The organism is Delftia sp. Cs1-4 (assembly GCF_000214395.1).
In the GTDB taxonomy this organism is placed as follows: domain Bacteria; phylum Pseudomonadota; class Gammaproteobacteria; order Burkholderiales; family Burkholderiaceae_C; genus Comamonas; species Comamonas acidovorans.
The window spans coordinates 2,511,723-2,526,045 of sequence record NC_015563.1 but is presented as its reverse complement, the minus strand read 5'-3'; the positions used below and the strand labels follow the sequence as shown (position 1 = coordinate 2,526,045).

The following is a 14,323-nucleotide window of genomic DNA, read 5'->3' as shown; positions in this document are numbered from 1 at the left end:
AAAAAAGCTGCCAATGGCAGCTTTTGCAATTCAGCCCTCGCTCGCACTGAACACGGCGACCGAAACCGGCGCAACCCAAAGCGAGGGACACCGAGCAAGGGCCGCCCCGAAGCGAGGGTGTCGTCCCCCTCCCGCGAAGCGAGAGAGGGGGAAGCGGCGTCAGCCGCTCAGGGGGTGCTTCCTATCAAAATGCAGGAATCACCGACCCCTTGAACTGCACATCGATGAACTGGCGCACTTCATCGGAGTGGTAGGCCTTGATCAGTTGCGCCACCCAGGGCTTGCCCTTGTCGGCATCGCGCGCGACCAGGATGTTCACATAGGGGTTCTTGGCGTTTTCCTGCGCAATGGCATCGGTCTTGGGGTTCAGGCCTGCCGAGATCGCGAAGTTGGTGTTGATGGCCGAGGCGTCCAGGTCATCCAGCGAGCGTGGCAGCTGGGCTGCGTCCAGCTCCACGAAGCGCAGCTTCTTGGGGTTGGAAACCACGTCCAGCGGCGTGGCCTTCAGGCCTGCGCTTTCCTTGAGCTTGATCAGGCCCTGCGCCTGCAGCAGCAGCAGCACGCGGCCACCGTTGGTGGGATCGTTGGGGATGCCGAACTTGGCGCCCTGGGGCAGGTCGGCCAGTTGCTTGATCTTCTTGGAATAGATGCCGATGGGGAAATTCACCGTGTCGGCCACCCAGCCGATCTTGTAGCCGCGGTCGCGCACCTGGGCGTCGAGGTAGGGGCGGTGCTGGTAGCTGTTGGCGTCCAGGTCACCGGCAGACAGCGCGGCATTGGGTTGCACGTAGTCGCCGAATTCCACGATCTGGATCTTCAGGCCGTTCTTCTCGGCGACCTTCTTGACCTGTTCCATGATCTGGGCGTGCGGGCCGGCCGTGACGCCGACCTTGATGGGCTTGTCCTGCGCCTGCGCGGGCATGGCCAGCAGGGTCATGGCGGCGGTGCTGGCAATCGCGGCGGCCGTGAGCGTGCGGCGGAGGAAATGGCGCTTGGTGGGCATGGATGCGGTTCCTTGTAACCTGTCAAAAACACAGGCGCACACTGTAGCGCCAACACAGCGCGCGGCGGCCGTACCGGCACACTGCGGCTAGACAGTTTTTTCAGTAGCTCACAACCGGCGCCGCAGCGCGGGCGTCAGCGGTCCTGGAACTCGGGCGTTGCCATCACCTGGTGGGCCACGACGTCCAGCACAGGGTGGGGTTGTTCCTGGCGGTCTATCCAGACCTTGGGCGTGAAGCTGCCACGCAGCGCCACGGCATCGCCTTCGATCAGATTGCGCAGCACCTCGCAGGCCTGGGCATCGAATGCAACCACGTTGACCGGGATGGAGGTGCCATCGGATGCCTCGGAACGCACGCGGGCCACCATGAAGGGGCGCCGATTGCGGTCGCTGCGGTGTTCGGGCGTACCGGTGAGTCTGCCGGTAATCAGTCCATCCATCATGTGCGAGACCAGGAAGAAATCGTCAGTTACAAAAGACGCCATTGTAGGTGCAGGTTTTACGTGCCCAGACCGGGACGCGTATCTTCGCGGTGCATGGACTTTTCATGCGCTGGCTGCCCTCGCCATCCGTGATGGACCTGCCTGGCGAAGCTGCACTTGCACATGCCCTTGCTCTTCGCGGCAAGGCGCCATCGCGCGCAAAAAAACGAACGTACAAAGCAAAAAGCTCCTGACGTTTCCGTCAGGAGCTTTGCGTTTTGGTCGGCGTGGCGGGATTCGAACTCGCGACCCCTTGCACCCCATGCAAGTGCGCTACCAGGCTGCGCTACACGCCGAAGCATTGAATTATAGGGACTAAAAACAGGCCTTCAGGGAAAACGCAGAGATTTTTCAAAAATGTCTGCAAATTCCTGAAATGGCGACGATCAGCCCCCCGCATCTTCTCACCCCTGATGCGTGGCGCGCACGTGGTCCAGCAAGGCCTCCAACGGATGGCGCAACTGGCGTGCAGACAGTCGCTTGACCTGGCTGCGGCAGGAATAGCCGGTGGCCAGCGGCTCGCCCAGGTTCTGCTTGCTCTCGATCTGTTTCTCCCATGACTGGGCATAGATGGTCTTGGAGGTTTCGAGGTTGCGCGCCTCATGCCCGTAGGTGCCCGACATGCCGCAGCAGCCCGTGGCCTCCACGCTCAGGCGCAGCCCCCGTCGCTCGAAAAGCTGCGTCCACTGCTTGCCGCTGTCGGGCGCATTGGTCTTTTCAGTGCAGTGCGGCAGCAGCCGGTAGGCCACGCTGGCCACGCTGGTCACTGCCTCGGGCAGCACCTGCAGCAGCCACTCCTGGGGCAGCGCGACCTTCGGCACCTCGCCCATGCCCGGCACCTTGAGGTATTCCTGCCGATAGGCCAGCGTCATGGCCGGATCCAGCCCCACCAGCGCAACGCCGGACTGCGCCAGTTGCGCCAGCTGCGCGGCATTGCGGATGGCCGCCTTGGCAAAGGCGCCCATGAATCCCTGCACATGCAGCGGCTTGCCATTGGGCAGCAGCGGCGCCAGCCAGACCTGGAATCCCAGGCGCGCCGCCAGCTCGATCAGCACCTGCAGCTGGCCGGTCTCGAAGTAGCGGGTAAAGCTGTCCTGCACGATGACCACGCTGCGCGCGCGCTGCTCGGGCGTGAGCGCGGCCAGCACCTGCGCATCGGCCGCGCGCACCTTCCATTGCCGCAAGGTGGCTGCCAGGTCCAGCCGGCTCAGCAGCGGGCCATCGACCATGCCGATGCGCCGGCTGAGCACATCGCGCATCCATGGCGAGCCCATCACCCCGTTGTAGAGCGCGGGCATGCGCGCCAGCCACGGCATGGTGAACTCCAGCGAGCCGATCAGGTAGTCACGCACGGGCCGCAGGTAGCGGCGGTGGTAGAGCTCCAGAAAGCGCGAGCGGAATTCGGGCACGTTGACCTTGACGGGACACTGCCCGGCGCAGGACTTGCAGGCCAGGCAGCCGGCCATGGCGTCATAGACCTCGTGAGAGAAATCGGCCTCGCCGCGGCGCGCCGCGCGGCTGTTGCGCCAGCGCGCGGCCAGGCTGGACAGGAAGGGTTGGGGCCGCTGCGCGACCTCCAGCACGTTGACGCCGGCCTGCCCCTGCAGGCGCAGCCATTCGCGCATCAGCGAGGCCCGGCCCTTGGGCGAATGCACGCGCTGGCGCGTGGCCTTCCAGGACGGGCACATGGCGTCGTCCGGGTCGAAGTTGTAGCAGGCGCCGTTGCCGTTGCAGTGCATGGCCGCGCCATAGCTTTGCCATACGCGCTCGTCGATCTGCCGGTCCAGCTCGCCGCGCGTGGTGACGCCGTCCACCTTGAGCAGCAAGGTCTTGCTGGCCGGCGGCGTGGCGATCTTGCCGGGGTTGAGCTGGTTGTGCGGGTCGAAGGCGGCCTTGAGCTGCTGCAGCGAGGGATACAGCTCGCCGAAGAAGGCCGGCACATATTCGGAGCGCAGGCCCTTGCCGTGCTCGCCCCACAGCAGGCCGCCATGGCGCTGCGTGAGTTCGGCCACCGCGTCGGAGATGGGGCGCACCAGGGCGGCGTCCACGGGGTTCTTCATGTCCAGGATGGGGCGCACATGCAGCACGCCGGCATCGACGTGGCCGAACATGCCGTACTGCAGGCCGTGGCTGTCCAGCAGCGCGCGGAACTCGGCAATGAACTCGGGCAGGTTCTCGGGCGGCACGGCCGTGTCTTCGACAAAGGGCTGGGGCCGCGCCTCGCCCGCCACGTTGCCCAGCAGGCCCACGGCGCGCTTGCGCATGGCATAGACGCGGTGGACCGCTGCATTGCCCGCCGCCAGCGTGTGGCCCAGCCGCTCCACCGAGGCGTCGGCGCCCAGGTGCGCGAGGAAGGCCTGCACGCGGCCATCGACCTCCTGCGGATCGTCGCCGCTGAATTCCACCAGGTTGATGCCCAGCGTGGGGCGCTGGCCGTCCTGCGGGAAGTACTCGGCCACGCTGCTCCAGACGAAGTCCTTCATGGCCAGCAGCAGTACCTTGGAGTCCACCGTCTCGATGGACAGCGGCCGGTGCGCCATCAGCGCGCGCGCATCGCGCAGCGCATCCATGAAGCCCGCATAGCGCACGTTGACCAGGACCGAGTACCGGGGAATGGGCAGCACGTTGAGCCGCGCCTCCACCACGAAGCCCAGCGAGCCTTCGGCGCCGCACAGCACGCTGTTGAGGTTGAAGCGCCCGTCGCCTTCGCGCAGATGGGCCAGGTCATAGCCGGTGAGGCAGCGGTTGAGCTTGGGAAACCGCGCCTCGATCAACTCCGCCTGGTCCTCGCTGATGCGCCGCGCCGTGCGGTGCACCTTGCCGATGCACCCCGAATCGGCGCACATGCGCTCCAGCGCCTCGGCATCCAGCGGCGCGCTGTGCAGGCGCTCGCCGCCCAGCAGCACGAAGTCCAGCGCCAGCACGTGGTCGCGCGTCTTGCCATAGGTGCAGCTGCCCTGCCCGCTGGCATCGGTGTTGATCATGCCGCCGATGGTGGCGCGGTTGGAGGTGGACAGCTCGGGGGCAAAGAACAGCCCGTATGGCTTGAGCGCGGCGTTGAGCTGGTCCTTGACCACGCCGGCCTGCACGCGCACCCAGCGCTGCTCGGCATTGATTTCGAGGATGCCGTTCATGTGCCGTGACAAGTCCATGGTCACGCCATGCGTGAGCGACTGGCCATTCGTTCCGGTGCCGCCGCCGCGCGGTGTCAGCACCACATCGCGGAACTCAGGCCGCGCCAGCACCTGCGCCGCCCTGGCCACATCCTCGGCGTGACGCGGGTAGATGGCCGCCTGCGGCATGCGCTGGTAGATGGAGTTGTCCGTGGCCAGCACGGTGCGGCTGGCATGGTCCGTGTCCACGTCGCCCTCGAAGCCGGCGGCCTTCAACGCGTCAAGAAACTCAAGGTATTGGGCAGGCACGGGGGCGCTGGCGTGGGGCAATGGGGCAATCGACATGGAAGGCAAGGTGGGGAGTTTTGTTGCAGGCGATCAGCCCAGAAAACCCATGCATGCAATACACGATTTCAGGCCGACCATGGCCGCAAGTATCCCTACACTCTTCCTCTGGAACAAACGAAAATTGCTGCCGCAAACACTGCATAAAACTCATGAATTACCGACGCCTGACGCCCTCCATGTCCCTGCTGCTGGTCTTCGAGGCGGCCGCGCGCCACGAAAGCTATGCGCGTGCGGCCGAGGAGCTGTCGCTCAGCCAGAGCGCCATCAGCCGGCAGGTGCAGACGCTGGAGGCGCAGCTGGGCATCAGCCTGTTCCGCCGCGAGGGCCGCACGGTGCGCCTGACCGATGTGGGGCGCCGCTACTTCATCGACCTGGGCGCCGCGCTGGGCCGCATACGCAGCGCCACCCTGCAGGCCATGTCACGCCAGTCCGGCGGCGGCACCCTCAACCTGGCCACCCTGCCCACCTTCGGCTCCAAATGGCTGCTGCCGCACCTGCATGGTTTCTACCAGGCGCAGCCCGGGGTGACGATGCACATCCACTCGCGCATCGGCGATATCGATTTCGACAGCGCAGAGATAGACGCCGCCATCACCGTGGGCACGGGAGACTGGCCCGGGCTGACCGCGCATCGCCTGTATCACGAGTTTCTGGTGGCGGTGGCCAGCCCGCAGGCGCTGCAGCAGGCCGGGCAGGCAGCAGCCTCGCCGGATTGGGCGGGCCAACAGGTGCTGCTCACGGTGGCCAGCAACCGGCAGGCATGGAGCGAGTGGTTCACGCACTATCGGCTCGATCACCGGCAGATGCGAATAGGGCCGAGCTTCGAGCTGACCTCGCACCTGATACAGGCCGTGCTGGCAGGCATGGGCGTGGGCCTGGTGCCACGGGTGCTGGTGGAAGAGGAGATAGCGCGCGGTGAGCTGCACGTGGTGGGAGACGCCATCCCCAGCCAGCGCAGCTACTACCTGGTCTATCCCGAGAGGAACGCGACACTGCCGGCGCTGGCAGCCTTCCGGCAATGGCTGCTTGAGACCTGCGCTCAGGGTTGATTCCTGCGCAACGGCCACTCCCCTTCAGCGGTTGGTAGCGGTTGGCGATGGCACAAAGAAAAACGGACCACAGCCAGAAGCTGTGGTCCGTATTCATTTATGGTCGGCGTGGCGGGATTCGAACTCGCGACCCCTTGCACCCCATGCAAGTGCGCTACCAGGCTGCGCTACACGCCGAAGAATTCAATTATATACAGCTTTTTGCTCTCAAATAGAAAGCAGCGCACGAATCTGCAAAAGCTCCTCGCGCACGGCCTCCGGCTCCAGCGGAACGCTGGCTGCGGCATCGCCACCGAGCAGCGGCGCCGCAGCCGGCGCCGACACCACGACACCGGCCTGCAGCGCGGGAACCACGGCAGACCCCGAGGCTTCGCGCAGGCGGTTGCGCGCGCCGTTGATGGTGAAGCCCTGTTCGTACAGCAGCTCGCGGATGCGCCGGATCATCAGCACTTCGTGGTGCTGGTAGTAGCGGCGATTGCCGCGCCGCTTCATGGGACGCAGCTGCGTGAACTCCTGCTCCCAGTAGCGCAGCACATGCGGCTTGACGTCGCACAGATCCGCGACCTCACCGATGGTGAAGTAGCGCTTGGCGGGAATCTGGGGCAGAAGTGAAGCCATGGCAAATGTGGATGAGGTCAGGATGTGCAATGCCGCTGGTGCGCGGACGCCGATCCGGGAAGAAGGCCGAGCCTACTGCACAGCTCGCTTGCAGGCCAGCACCCTGTCGTAAAAACAGCCCATCCACCGCAAGGCAGACAGGCTGACGACAGCTGGGCCACGGCAAGCCGGGCCCCGGGGACGCCCCTTCAGGACGCGGAGCCCGTCGTGCCTTCCTGGATCTGCTCCTTGAGCTTGCTGCTCGCATGGAAGGTAACGACGCGGCGTGCCTCGATCGGAATGGCCTCGCCCGTGCGCGGGTTGCGCCCCGGACGCGGTGCCTTGGTGCGGATCTGGAAGTTGCCGAAGCCCGACAGCTTCACATCCTCGCCCGTCACCAGGCTTTGCGAGATCAGCTCGAAGAACGCATCCACCATTTCCTTGGATTCGCGCTTGTTCAGGCCGATCTCGTCGAACAGCAGGTCCGCCAGCTGCGCCTTGGTCAGCGCGGGCGAATCAAGACTTTCCACCGTCAGTTCCATCATGGGATCTCCTTTCACGGCATGGGCCTTCCATCAGGCGCGCAGGCGCGCGCCCAGGCATTGCTGCAGCTGCTCGAGCACGGCCTGCACGGCCTGTTCGATCTGCACATCGGTCAGCGAGCTGTCGTCATGGCCCAGCGTCAGGCGCACGGCCAGGCTCTTTTCGTCCTGCGCCAGCGCGCCCGGTGCCGCTGTCTCGCCGGCCTTGAGCGCCTTGGGGCGGAACACATCGAACAGCACAGCGGAGCGCAGCAGGCCGCCGGTCTGGGCAGCTTCCACCGCCTGCATCAGCTGGGCATGCGTGGCCTTTTCGTTCACGACCACGGCAATGTCGCGCTCCACGGCCTGGTGCTTGGCCACGGGCTTGAACACCGGCACCTCGCGCGCCAGCACGGCATCGAGCTCCAGCTCGAACAGCACGGGCGCCTGGGCCAGATCCCATTGCTGGCGCCACTGGGGATGCAGCTCGCCGATGAAGCCGATGGACTGACCATCGAGCAGCACGCGCGCGCAGCGGCCCGGGTGCATGGCCGGATGCTCGGCCGGCTCGAACACGGGCTTGCGCGGCGCCAGCAGCGCCTCGACATCGCCCTTGACGTCGTAGAAGTCCACCTTGGCTTCGGCGCGGCCCCATTGCAGCTGCTCTCCAGCGCCCCAGGCCAGGCCCGCCACGCGCATGGGCTGGTAGAAGCCCTTGACCGTGGTGTCGCTGTCAACAACGCTGTCATCCTTGAGGAAGACACGGCCCAGCTCGAACACGCGCACGCGCTCGGCCTTGCGGTCTGCATTGAACTTGAGCACCTGCATGAGCGAGCCGATGAGGCTGGAGCGCATCACGCTGAGCTGGCTTGCGATGGGGTTGAGCAGCTGGATGGGATTGGCGTTGCCGGCCAGATCCTTCTCCCATGCGGCTTCCACAAAGCTGAAGTTGATGGTTTCCTGGTAGCCCAGATCGGCCAGCGCGCGGCGCACGGCGAAATGGCTGCGGCGGTTTTCGGCGCGCAGCTTGGGCGCAATGGGCGCCAGCGGCTTGGTCGTGGGCAGGTTCTCGTAACCCACCATGCGCGCCACTTCCTCGATCAGGTCTTCCTCGATGTTGATGTCGAAGCGGAAGCTGGGCGGCGTGACGGTGAGCACGCCATCGCCCTGCTCCACCGGCAGGCCCAGGCCGGCCAGCGCATCGTGGCACTGCTGCTGCGTGAGCGGCATGCCGATGACCTTGGCCGCACGCGCCACGCGCAGCGTGACGGGCTTGGGCTGGGGCATGTTGGCCTGCTGGTCGTCGATGGGGCCGCAGACGGTCTCGGGCGTGCCGCAGATCTGCAGCACCAGCTCGGTGATGCGCTCGATGTGCTCGACCGTCAGTTCGGGATCGACACCCCGCTCGAAGCGGTGGCCCGCATCGGTGGAGAAGTTGTAGCGGCGCGAACGGCCAGCAATCGACTTGGGCCACCAGAATGCGGCCTCGATGTAGATGTGGCGCGTGTCGTCGGACACGGCCGTGGCGTCGCCGCCCATGATGCCGGCGAGCGACTCGACTTCGCGGTCATCGGCGATCACGCCCACCTGTCCATCCACGGTGACGGTGTTGCCGTTGAGCAGCTTGAGCTGCTCGCCTTCCTTGCCCCAGCGCACCTGCAGGCCGCCGTGGATCTTGTCCAGGTCGAAGATGTGCGAAGGACGGCCCAGCTCGAACATCACATAGTTGGAGATGTCCACCAGCGGCGCCACGCTGCGCTGGCCGCAGCGCGCCAGGCGATCGACCATCCACTGCGGCGTCTTCGCCTGGGTGTTGACATTGCGCACCACGCGGCCCGAGAAGCGTCCGCACAGGTCGGGCGCCTCGATCTTCACGGCCAGCTTGTCCTGCACGCCCACGGCGGCAGGCGTGAACGACTGGGGCTTGAGCGGCGCGCCGGTCAGCGCAGCCACTTCGCGCGCCACGCCGTAGACGCTCAGGCAATGCGCCAGATTGGGCGTGAGCTTGAGCGTGAGCAGCGTGTCATCCAGGTTCAGGTACTCGCGGATGTTCTGGCCCAGGGGCGCGTCCAGCGGCAGCTCCATCAGGCCGCCATGGTCCTCGGACAGCTTGAGCTCGCGTGCCGAGCACAGCATGCCGAAGCTCTCCACACCGCGCAGCTTGCCGATCTTGATCAGGAAAGGCTTGCCATCTTCACCGGGCGGCAGCTCGGCGCCCACCGTGGCGCAGGGCACGCGGATGCCCACGCGCGCGTTGGGCGCGCCGCAGACGATGGTCAGCAGCTCGGGTCCGCCCACATCGACCTGGCACACGCGCAGGCGATCGGCATTGGGATGCTGCTCGGCAGCCTTGATCTCACCGACGACGATCTTGGTGAACGGCGGCGCCACGGGCTCCAGCTCCTCCACCTCCAGGCCGGCCATGGTCAGGGTGTCGGCCAGTTCTTGGGTGGTCAGCGGCGGATTGCAGAACTCGCGCAGCCAGGATTCGGGAAATTGCATATCAGACTCTTTGGCGTTGGTTCAGTCCGCGCGCCGTGGCGCTGGCGGACTCTTTGGCGAAGGCTTGCAGCCGGATCAACGGAATTGCGACAGGAAGCGGATATCGCCGTCAAAAAACAGTCGCAGATCGTTGACGCCATAGCGCAGCATGGTCAGGCGGTCAGGCCCCATGCCAAAGGCAAAGCCGATGTACTTTTCGGGGTCCAGCCCCATGTTGCGCACCACGTTGGGGTGCACCTGGCCGGAGCCGGCCACTTCCAGCCAGCGGCCGGCCAGCGGGCCGCTCTGGAACTGGATGTCGATCTCGGCGCTGGGCTCGGTGAAGGGGAAGAAGCTGGGACGGAAGCGCAGCACCAGGTCGTCGCTCTCGAAGAAGGTCTTGCAGAAGTCGGTGAAGACCACCTTCAGGTCCTTGAAGCTGACGTTCTCGCCAATCCACAGGCCTTCGCACTGGTGGAACATGGGCGAGTGCGTGGCATCGCTGTCCACGCGGTAGGTGCGGCCCGGCGCGATCACGCGGATCTCGGGCATGCCCTGGCCGGCGTCCAGTCGCTCGCGGTATTTCTTGACGTGCTGCACAGCGTGGCGCACCTGCATCGGGCTGGTGTGCGTGCGCAGCAGATTGGGAGCCTGCTCCGTGCCGCCTTCCACGTAGAAGGTGTCGTGCATGGAACGGGCAGGATGGTCTTCCGGCGTGTTCAGCGCCGTGAAGTTGAACCAGTCGGACTCGATCTCGGGGCCCTCGGCCACATCGAAACCCATGGAGCCGAAGATGCCCTCGATGCGCTCCAGCGTCAGCGACACGGGGTGCAGGCCGCCCTGGCCACGGCGGCGGCCCGGCAAGGTCACATCCAGCACCTCGGCCTTCAGGTGGGCCTGCAGTTCGGCATCGGCCAGGGCCTTGCGGCGCGCGGTCAGCGCGGCCTCGATGCCTTGCTTGGCCACGTTGATGGCGGCTCCGCGCGACTTCTTCTCTTCGACGGAAAGCTGCGCCATGCCCTTCATGAGCTCGGTCACCTTGCCCGACTTGCCCAGAAACTGCGCCTTGGCGTTTTCCAGATCAGCGGGGGTTTGTGCCTGCGCGAACAGCTGCTGCGCGCTCTCGACCAGAGAATCCAACTCGTTCATATCGACTCTTTATCGACTGTGAAAAGAAACAAGGGCTAGCAGCCTTTTCAAGCCCTAGCCCTTGCTGTTTGCGCTGCAGACCATCACGAGGATGGCCGCAGACCGTTATCTCAAGCAGCCAGCTTGGCCTTGACTTGATCAACGATGCTGCTAAACGCAGCCTTGTCGTGCACCGCGATATCGGCCAGCATCTTGCGGTCGATCTCGATGGCTGCCTTCTTCAGGCCGTTGGCGAACTGGCTGTAGGTCAGGCCCAGTTCACGTGCAGCGGCGTTGATACGGGCGATCCACAGACGGCGGAACACGCGCTTCTTGGCACGGCGGTCACGGTAGGCATATTGCCCAGCCTTCATCACCGCCTGCTTGGCGATGCGGAAGACATTGCCGCGGCGGCCGCGGAAACCCTTGGAAAGGGCCAGAACTTTTTTGTGACGGGCGCGGGCCGTTACACCACGTTTGACGCGAGGCATGTGTTTTCTCCTTGTTCGTCAGTGAATTACAGGCCAGCCATCGGCAGCATTTGTGCGATAGAGCCCATGTTGGTCTCATGCACAGACACTGCACCACGCAGGTGACGCTTGTTCTTGGTGGTCTTCTTGGTCAAGATGTGACGCTTGAAGGCTTGACCGCGCTTGACGGTGCCACCGGGACGAACGCGAAAACGCTTCTTCGCGCTGCTCTTGGTCTTCATTTTGGGCATTTGAATGCTCCTGTTGTTTGTGCTCGTGAGGCGGCTCGCAACACTGCGCGCACTTGCTGGCCCCGAGACACTTCTGTGCCAGCCCGGAGGCCGGCAAGAACAAGGGACATGGAAACCATGTCCCTTGCATCGCACGCCCCGCGCAATCAACTCGCGCACGGCCTGCAAATTCTGTCGCCCCTCAAAGAAGGGCGAAACCGCGATTATGCCTTATCAGCCACCGCAGGTGCAGCAGAAACTTCTGCCGGCTTGCCGCCAGCTGTGGGCTTCTTGCGCGCAGGGGCGATCATCATCACCATCTGGCGGCCTTCCAGCTTGGGGAACTGCTCCACCTGGATGGAATCCGCCAGATCGTCACGCAGACGGTTCAGCAGATCCAGACCAATCTGCTGGTGCGTGATTTCACGGCCGCGGAACCGCAGCGTGATCTTGCACTTGTCACCATCGGCCAGGAAACGGCGGATGTTGCGCAGCTTGATGTTGTAGTCGCCGTCGTCGGTACCAGGGCGGAATTTCACTTCCTTGATTTCGATGACGGTCTGCTTGGCCTTGGCTTCGGCAGCCTTCTTCTGTTCAAGGTACTTGAACTTGCCATAGTCCATCAACCGGCAGACAGGCGGAGTGGCAGTGGCGGCGATTTCCACCAGGTCCACGTCCAGTTCGCCCGCCATGCGCAGCGCTTCCTGCAGAGGCACGATGCCCAGCGGCTCGTTCTCCGGGCCGGACAGACGCACTTCAGGCGCCATGATTTCACGGTTGAGACGATGCTTGCGCTCTTCACGGTGGCGCCGATCACGAAATTCAGTAGCTATGGTTCTCACCCTTGGATTTAAGTTGCTACAACAGCGTAGCCGCTTGTGTGCAGTACACGCAAGCGGCTACCGCCTTTGGAGATGCTCCATCAGGCCTTCGCCGCGATGTCCTTGGCCACGAGTTCAATGAACGCATCGACCGACATCACACCGAGGTCCTTGTTGCCCCGTGCGCGCACTGCCACTGCACCAGCGGCCTTCTCCTTGTCGCCAGCAACAAGGATGTAAGGCAGCTTTTGCAACGAATGCTCCCGTATTTTATACGTAATCTTTTCGTTGCGCAGATCTGTCGCCACCCTAAGGCCTTGATTCGGAAATGCTTTTTGCAGCTTTTGTGCGACTTCCCGCACATAGTCCGCCTGCGCGTCGGTGATATTGAGCACGGCGGCCTGCACCGGAGCCAGCCAGGTCGGCATGGCGCCAGCGTGCTGCTCGATGAGAATGCCGATGAAACGCTCCAGGCTGCCGACGATGGCACGGTGCAGCATCACGGGGCGATGGCGGTCGCCATCCTCGCCCACGTACTCCGCATCCAGGCGCTCGGGCATGGAGAAATCCACCTGGATGGTTCCGCACTGCCACTGGCGACCGATGGCGTCCTTGAGCGTGTACTCGATCTTGGGGCCGTAGAACGCGCCATCGCCGGGCGAGATCACGTACTCGCAGCCCGAAGCCTCCAGGCTGTTGATCAGCGCAGCTTCTGCCTTGTCCCAGCTTTCATCGGAGCCGATGCGCGCCTCGGGGCGCGTGGCGACCTTGTAGATGATGTCGCTGAAGCCGAAGTCCGCGTAGACCTTTTGCAGCAGCGTGGTGAAGGCCAGCACCTCGGGCTGGATCTGGTCCTCGGTACAGAAGACGTGGCCGTCATCCTGCGTGAAGCCGCGCACGCGCATGATGCCGTGCAGGCCGCCCGTGGGCTCGTTGCGGTGGCACTGGCCGAATTCGCCGTAGCGCAGCGGCAGGTCACGGTAGCTCTTGATGCCCTGCTTGAAGATCAGGATGTGGCCGGGGCAGTTCATCGGCTTGAGCGCGTAATCGCGCTTTTCCGACTCGGTCGTGAACATGTTCTCGCGGTACTTGTCCCAGTGGCCCGTCTTCTCCCACAGGGTCTTGTCCAGGATCTGCGGACCCTTGACTTCCTGGTAACCGTTGTCGCGGTACACGCGGCGCATGTACTGCTCAACCTCTTGCCACAGGGACCAGCCCTTCGGGTGCCAGAACACGGTGCCCGGCGAATGCTCGTCGATGTGGAACAGATCCAGTTCGCGGCCCAGCTTGCGGTGGTCGCGCTTTTCAGCCTCCTCCAGCATGTGCAGGTACTGCTGCAGGTCGTCCTTCGATGCCCAGGCCGTGCCGTACACGCGCTGCAGCATCTCGTTGCGATGGTCGCCACGCCAGTAGGCGCCAGCCACCTTCATCAGCTTGAAGAACTTGAGCTTGCCGGTGCTGGGCACGTGCGGGCCGCGACACAGATCCTCGAAGCTGCCTTCGCGGTACAGGCTCACATCCTCATTGGAGGGGATGCTGGCGATGATCTCGGCCTTGTAGTTCTCGCCGATGCCCTTGAAGTACGCAACGGCCTCGTCGCGCGGCAGCACGCGGCGCACCACGGGCTCGTCCTTGGCGGCCAGTTCGGCCATGCGCTTTTCGATGGCAACCAGGTCCTCGGGCGTGAAGGGGCGCTTGTACGAGAAGTCGTAGTAGAAGCCGTTCTCGATCACGGGACCGATGGTGACCTGGGCCTCCGGGAACAGTTCCTTGACCGCATAGGCCAGCAAGTGGGCCGTGGAATGGCGGATCACCTCCAGGCCATCGGCGTCCTTGGCCGTCACGATGGACAAGGGCATGTCCTTGTCGATGACGAAGCTGGTGTCAACCACCTTGGCGTCGTCGCCCGTGCCAACCTTGCCAGCCAGTGCAGCCTTGGCAAGGCCCGTGCCTATGGATGCGGCCACTTCGGCCACGGTGACCGGGCCGGGGTACTCACGTTGCGAACCATCGGGAAGCGTAATGTGGATCATGGGATTCCTAAAATATTTCTCAGGGGGCGCGCATCCCCCAAAAGCAA

General features: G+C 64.4%; 12 protein-coding genes and 2 tRNA genes. 1 reads left to right on the top strand and 13 read right to left on the bottom strand.

The window, feature by feature from the left end; translation table 11 throughout:
• Positions 1–184: 184 nt before the first annotated feature.
• The 4 genes from DELCS14_RS11115 to DELCS14_RS11100 form a co-directional block, all read right to left on the bottom strand.
• Entirely contained in the window at positions 185–1,003 is an 819-nt protein-coding gene (locus tag DELCS14_RS11115; protein ID WP_012206404.1) for a MetQ/NlpA family ABC transporter substrate-binding protein, read from the bottom strand.
• A gap of 134 nt (positions 1,004–1,137) precedes the next feature.
• Positions 1,138–1,488 carry a single-stranded DNA-binding protein gene (locus DELCS14_RS11110; RefSeq protein ID WP_012206405.1) on the bottom strand — a complete coding sequence of 117 codons (351 nt, stop codon included), beginning with the start codon at positions 1,486–1,488 and terminating at the stop codon, positions 1,138–1,140.
• Positions 1,489–1,704: 216 nt separating this feature from the next.
• Positions 1,705–1,781: transfer RNA gene (locus tag DELCS14_RS11105), tRNA-Pro, on the bottom strand.
• 108 nt (positions 1,782–1,889) lie between these two features.
• Positions 1,890–4,943 (bottom strand): FAD-binding and (Fe-S)-binding domain-containing protein, encoded by a 3,054-nt coding sequence (locus DELCS14_RS11100; RefSeq protein WP_013801681.1) that lies wholly within the window; start codon positions 4,941–4,943, stop codon positions 1,890–1,892.
• Between the two features lie 53 nt (positions 4,944–4,996).
• Between DELCS14_RS11100 and DELCS14_RS11095 the strand changes: the two genes are divergently transcribed.
• A complete protein-coding gene (locus DELCS14_RS11095; protein ID WP_082138189.1) occupies positions 4,997–5,995 on the top strand; it encodes a LysR substrate-binding domain-containing protein in 999 nt (332 codons plus the stop codon).
• A gap of 100 nt (positions 5,996–6,095) precedes the next feature.
• Here the strand turns inward: DELCS14_RS11095 and DELCS14_RS11090 are convergent.
• The 9 genes from DELCS14_RS11090 to thrS form a co-directional block, all read right to left on the bottom strand.
• Positions 6,096–6,172 (bottom strand) — tRNA-Pro (locus DELCS14_RS11090).
• 30 nt (positions 6,173–6,202) lie between these two features.
• Positions 6,203–6,613: a MerR family transcriptional regulator gene (locus DELCS14_RS11085; RefSeq protein WP_013801679.1), complete on the bottom strand. Its 411-nt coding sequence runs from the start codon at positions 6,611–6,613 to the stop codon at positions 6,203–6,205.
• A gap of 188 nt (positions 6,614–6,801) precedes the next feature.
• The gene (locus DELCS14_RS11080) at positions 6,802–7,134 is read right to left on the bottom strand and encodes an integration host factor subunit alpha (protein WP_012206409.1); all 333 of its coding nucleotides are present in this window, start codon (positions 7,132–7,134) and stop codon (positions 6,802–6,804) included.
• Between the two features lie 33 nt (positions 7,135–7,167).
• A complete protein-coding gene (gene pheT / locus DELCS14_RS11075) occupies positions 7,168–9,615 on the bottom strand; it encodes a phenylalanine--tRNA ligase subunit beta (protein WP_013801677.1) in 2,448 nt (815 codons plus the stop codon).
• A 75-nt stretch (positions 9,616–9,690) separates the two neighbouring features.
• Positions 9,691–10,743 (bottom strand): phenylalanine--tRNA ligase subunit alpha, encoded by a 1,053-nt coding sequence (gene pheS, locus DELCS14_RS11070; RefSeq protein WP_012206411.1) that lies wholly within the window; start codon positions 10,741–10,743, stop codon positions 9,691–9,693.
• Positions 10,744–10,853: 110 nt separating this feature from the next.
• The gene (gene rplT, locus DELCS14_RS11065) at positions 10,854–11,213 is read right to left on the bottom strand and encodes a 50S ribosomal protein L20 (RefSeq protein ID WP_012206412.1); all 360 of its coding nucleotides are present in this window, start codon (positions 11,211–11,213) and stop codon (positions 10,854–10,856) included.
• Positions 11,214–11,239: 26 nt separating this feature from the next.
• Positions 11,240–11,443, bottom strand: coding sequence for a 50S ribosomal protein L35 (rpmI, locus tag DELCS14_RS11060; protein ID WP_012206413.1), 204 nt, complete (start codon positions 11,441–11,443; stop codon positions 11,240–11,242).
• Between the two features lie 203 nt (positions 11,444–11,646).
• Entirely contained in the window at positions 11,647–12,264 is a 618-nt protein-coding gene (gene infC, locus DELCS14_RS11055; RefSeq protein ID WP_012206414.1) for a translation initiation factor IF-3, read from the bottom strand.
• An 80-nt stretch (positions 12,265–12,344) separates the two neighbouring features.
• Positions 12,345–14,276: a threonine--tRNA ligase gene (gene thrS / locus DELCS14_RS11050; protein ID WP_013801676.1), complete on the bottom strand. Its 1,932-nt coding sequence runs from the start codon at positions 14,274–14,276 to the stop codon at positions 12,345–12,347.
• Positions 14,277–14,323: the final 47 nt, after the last annotated feature.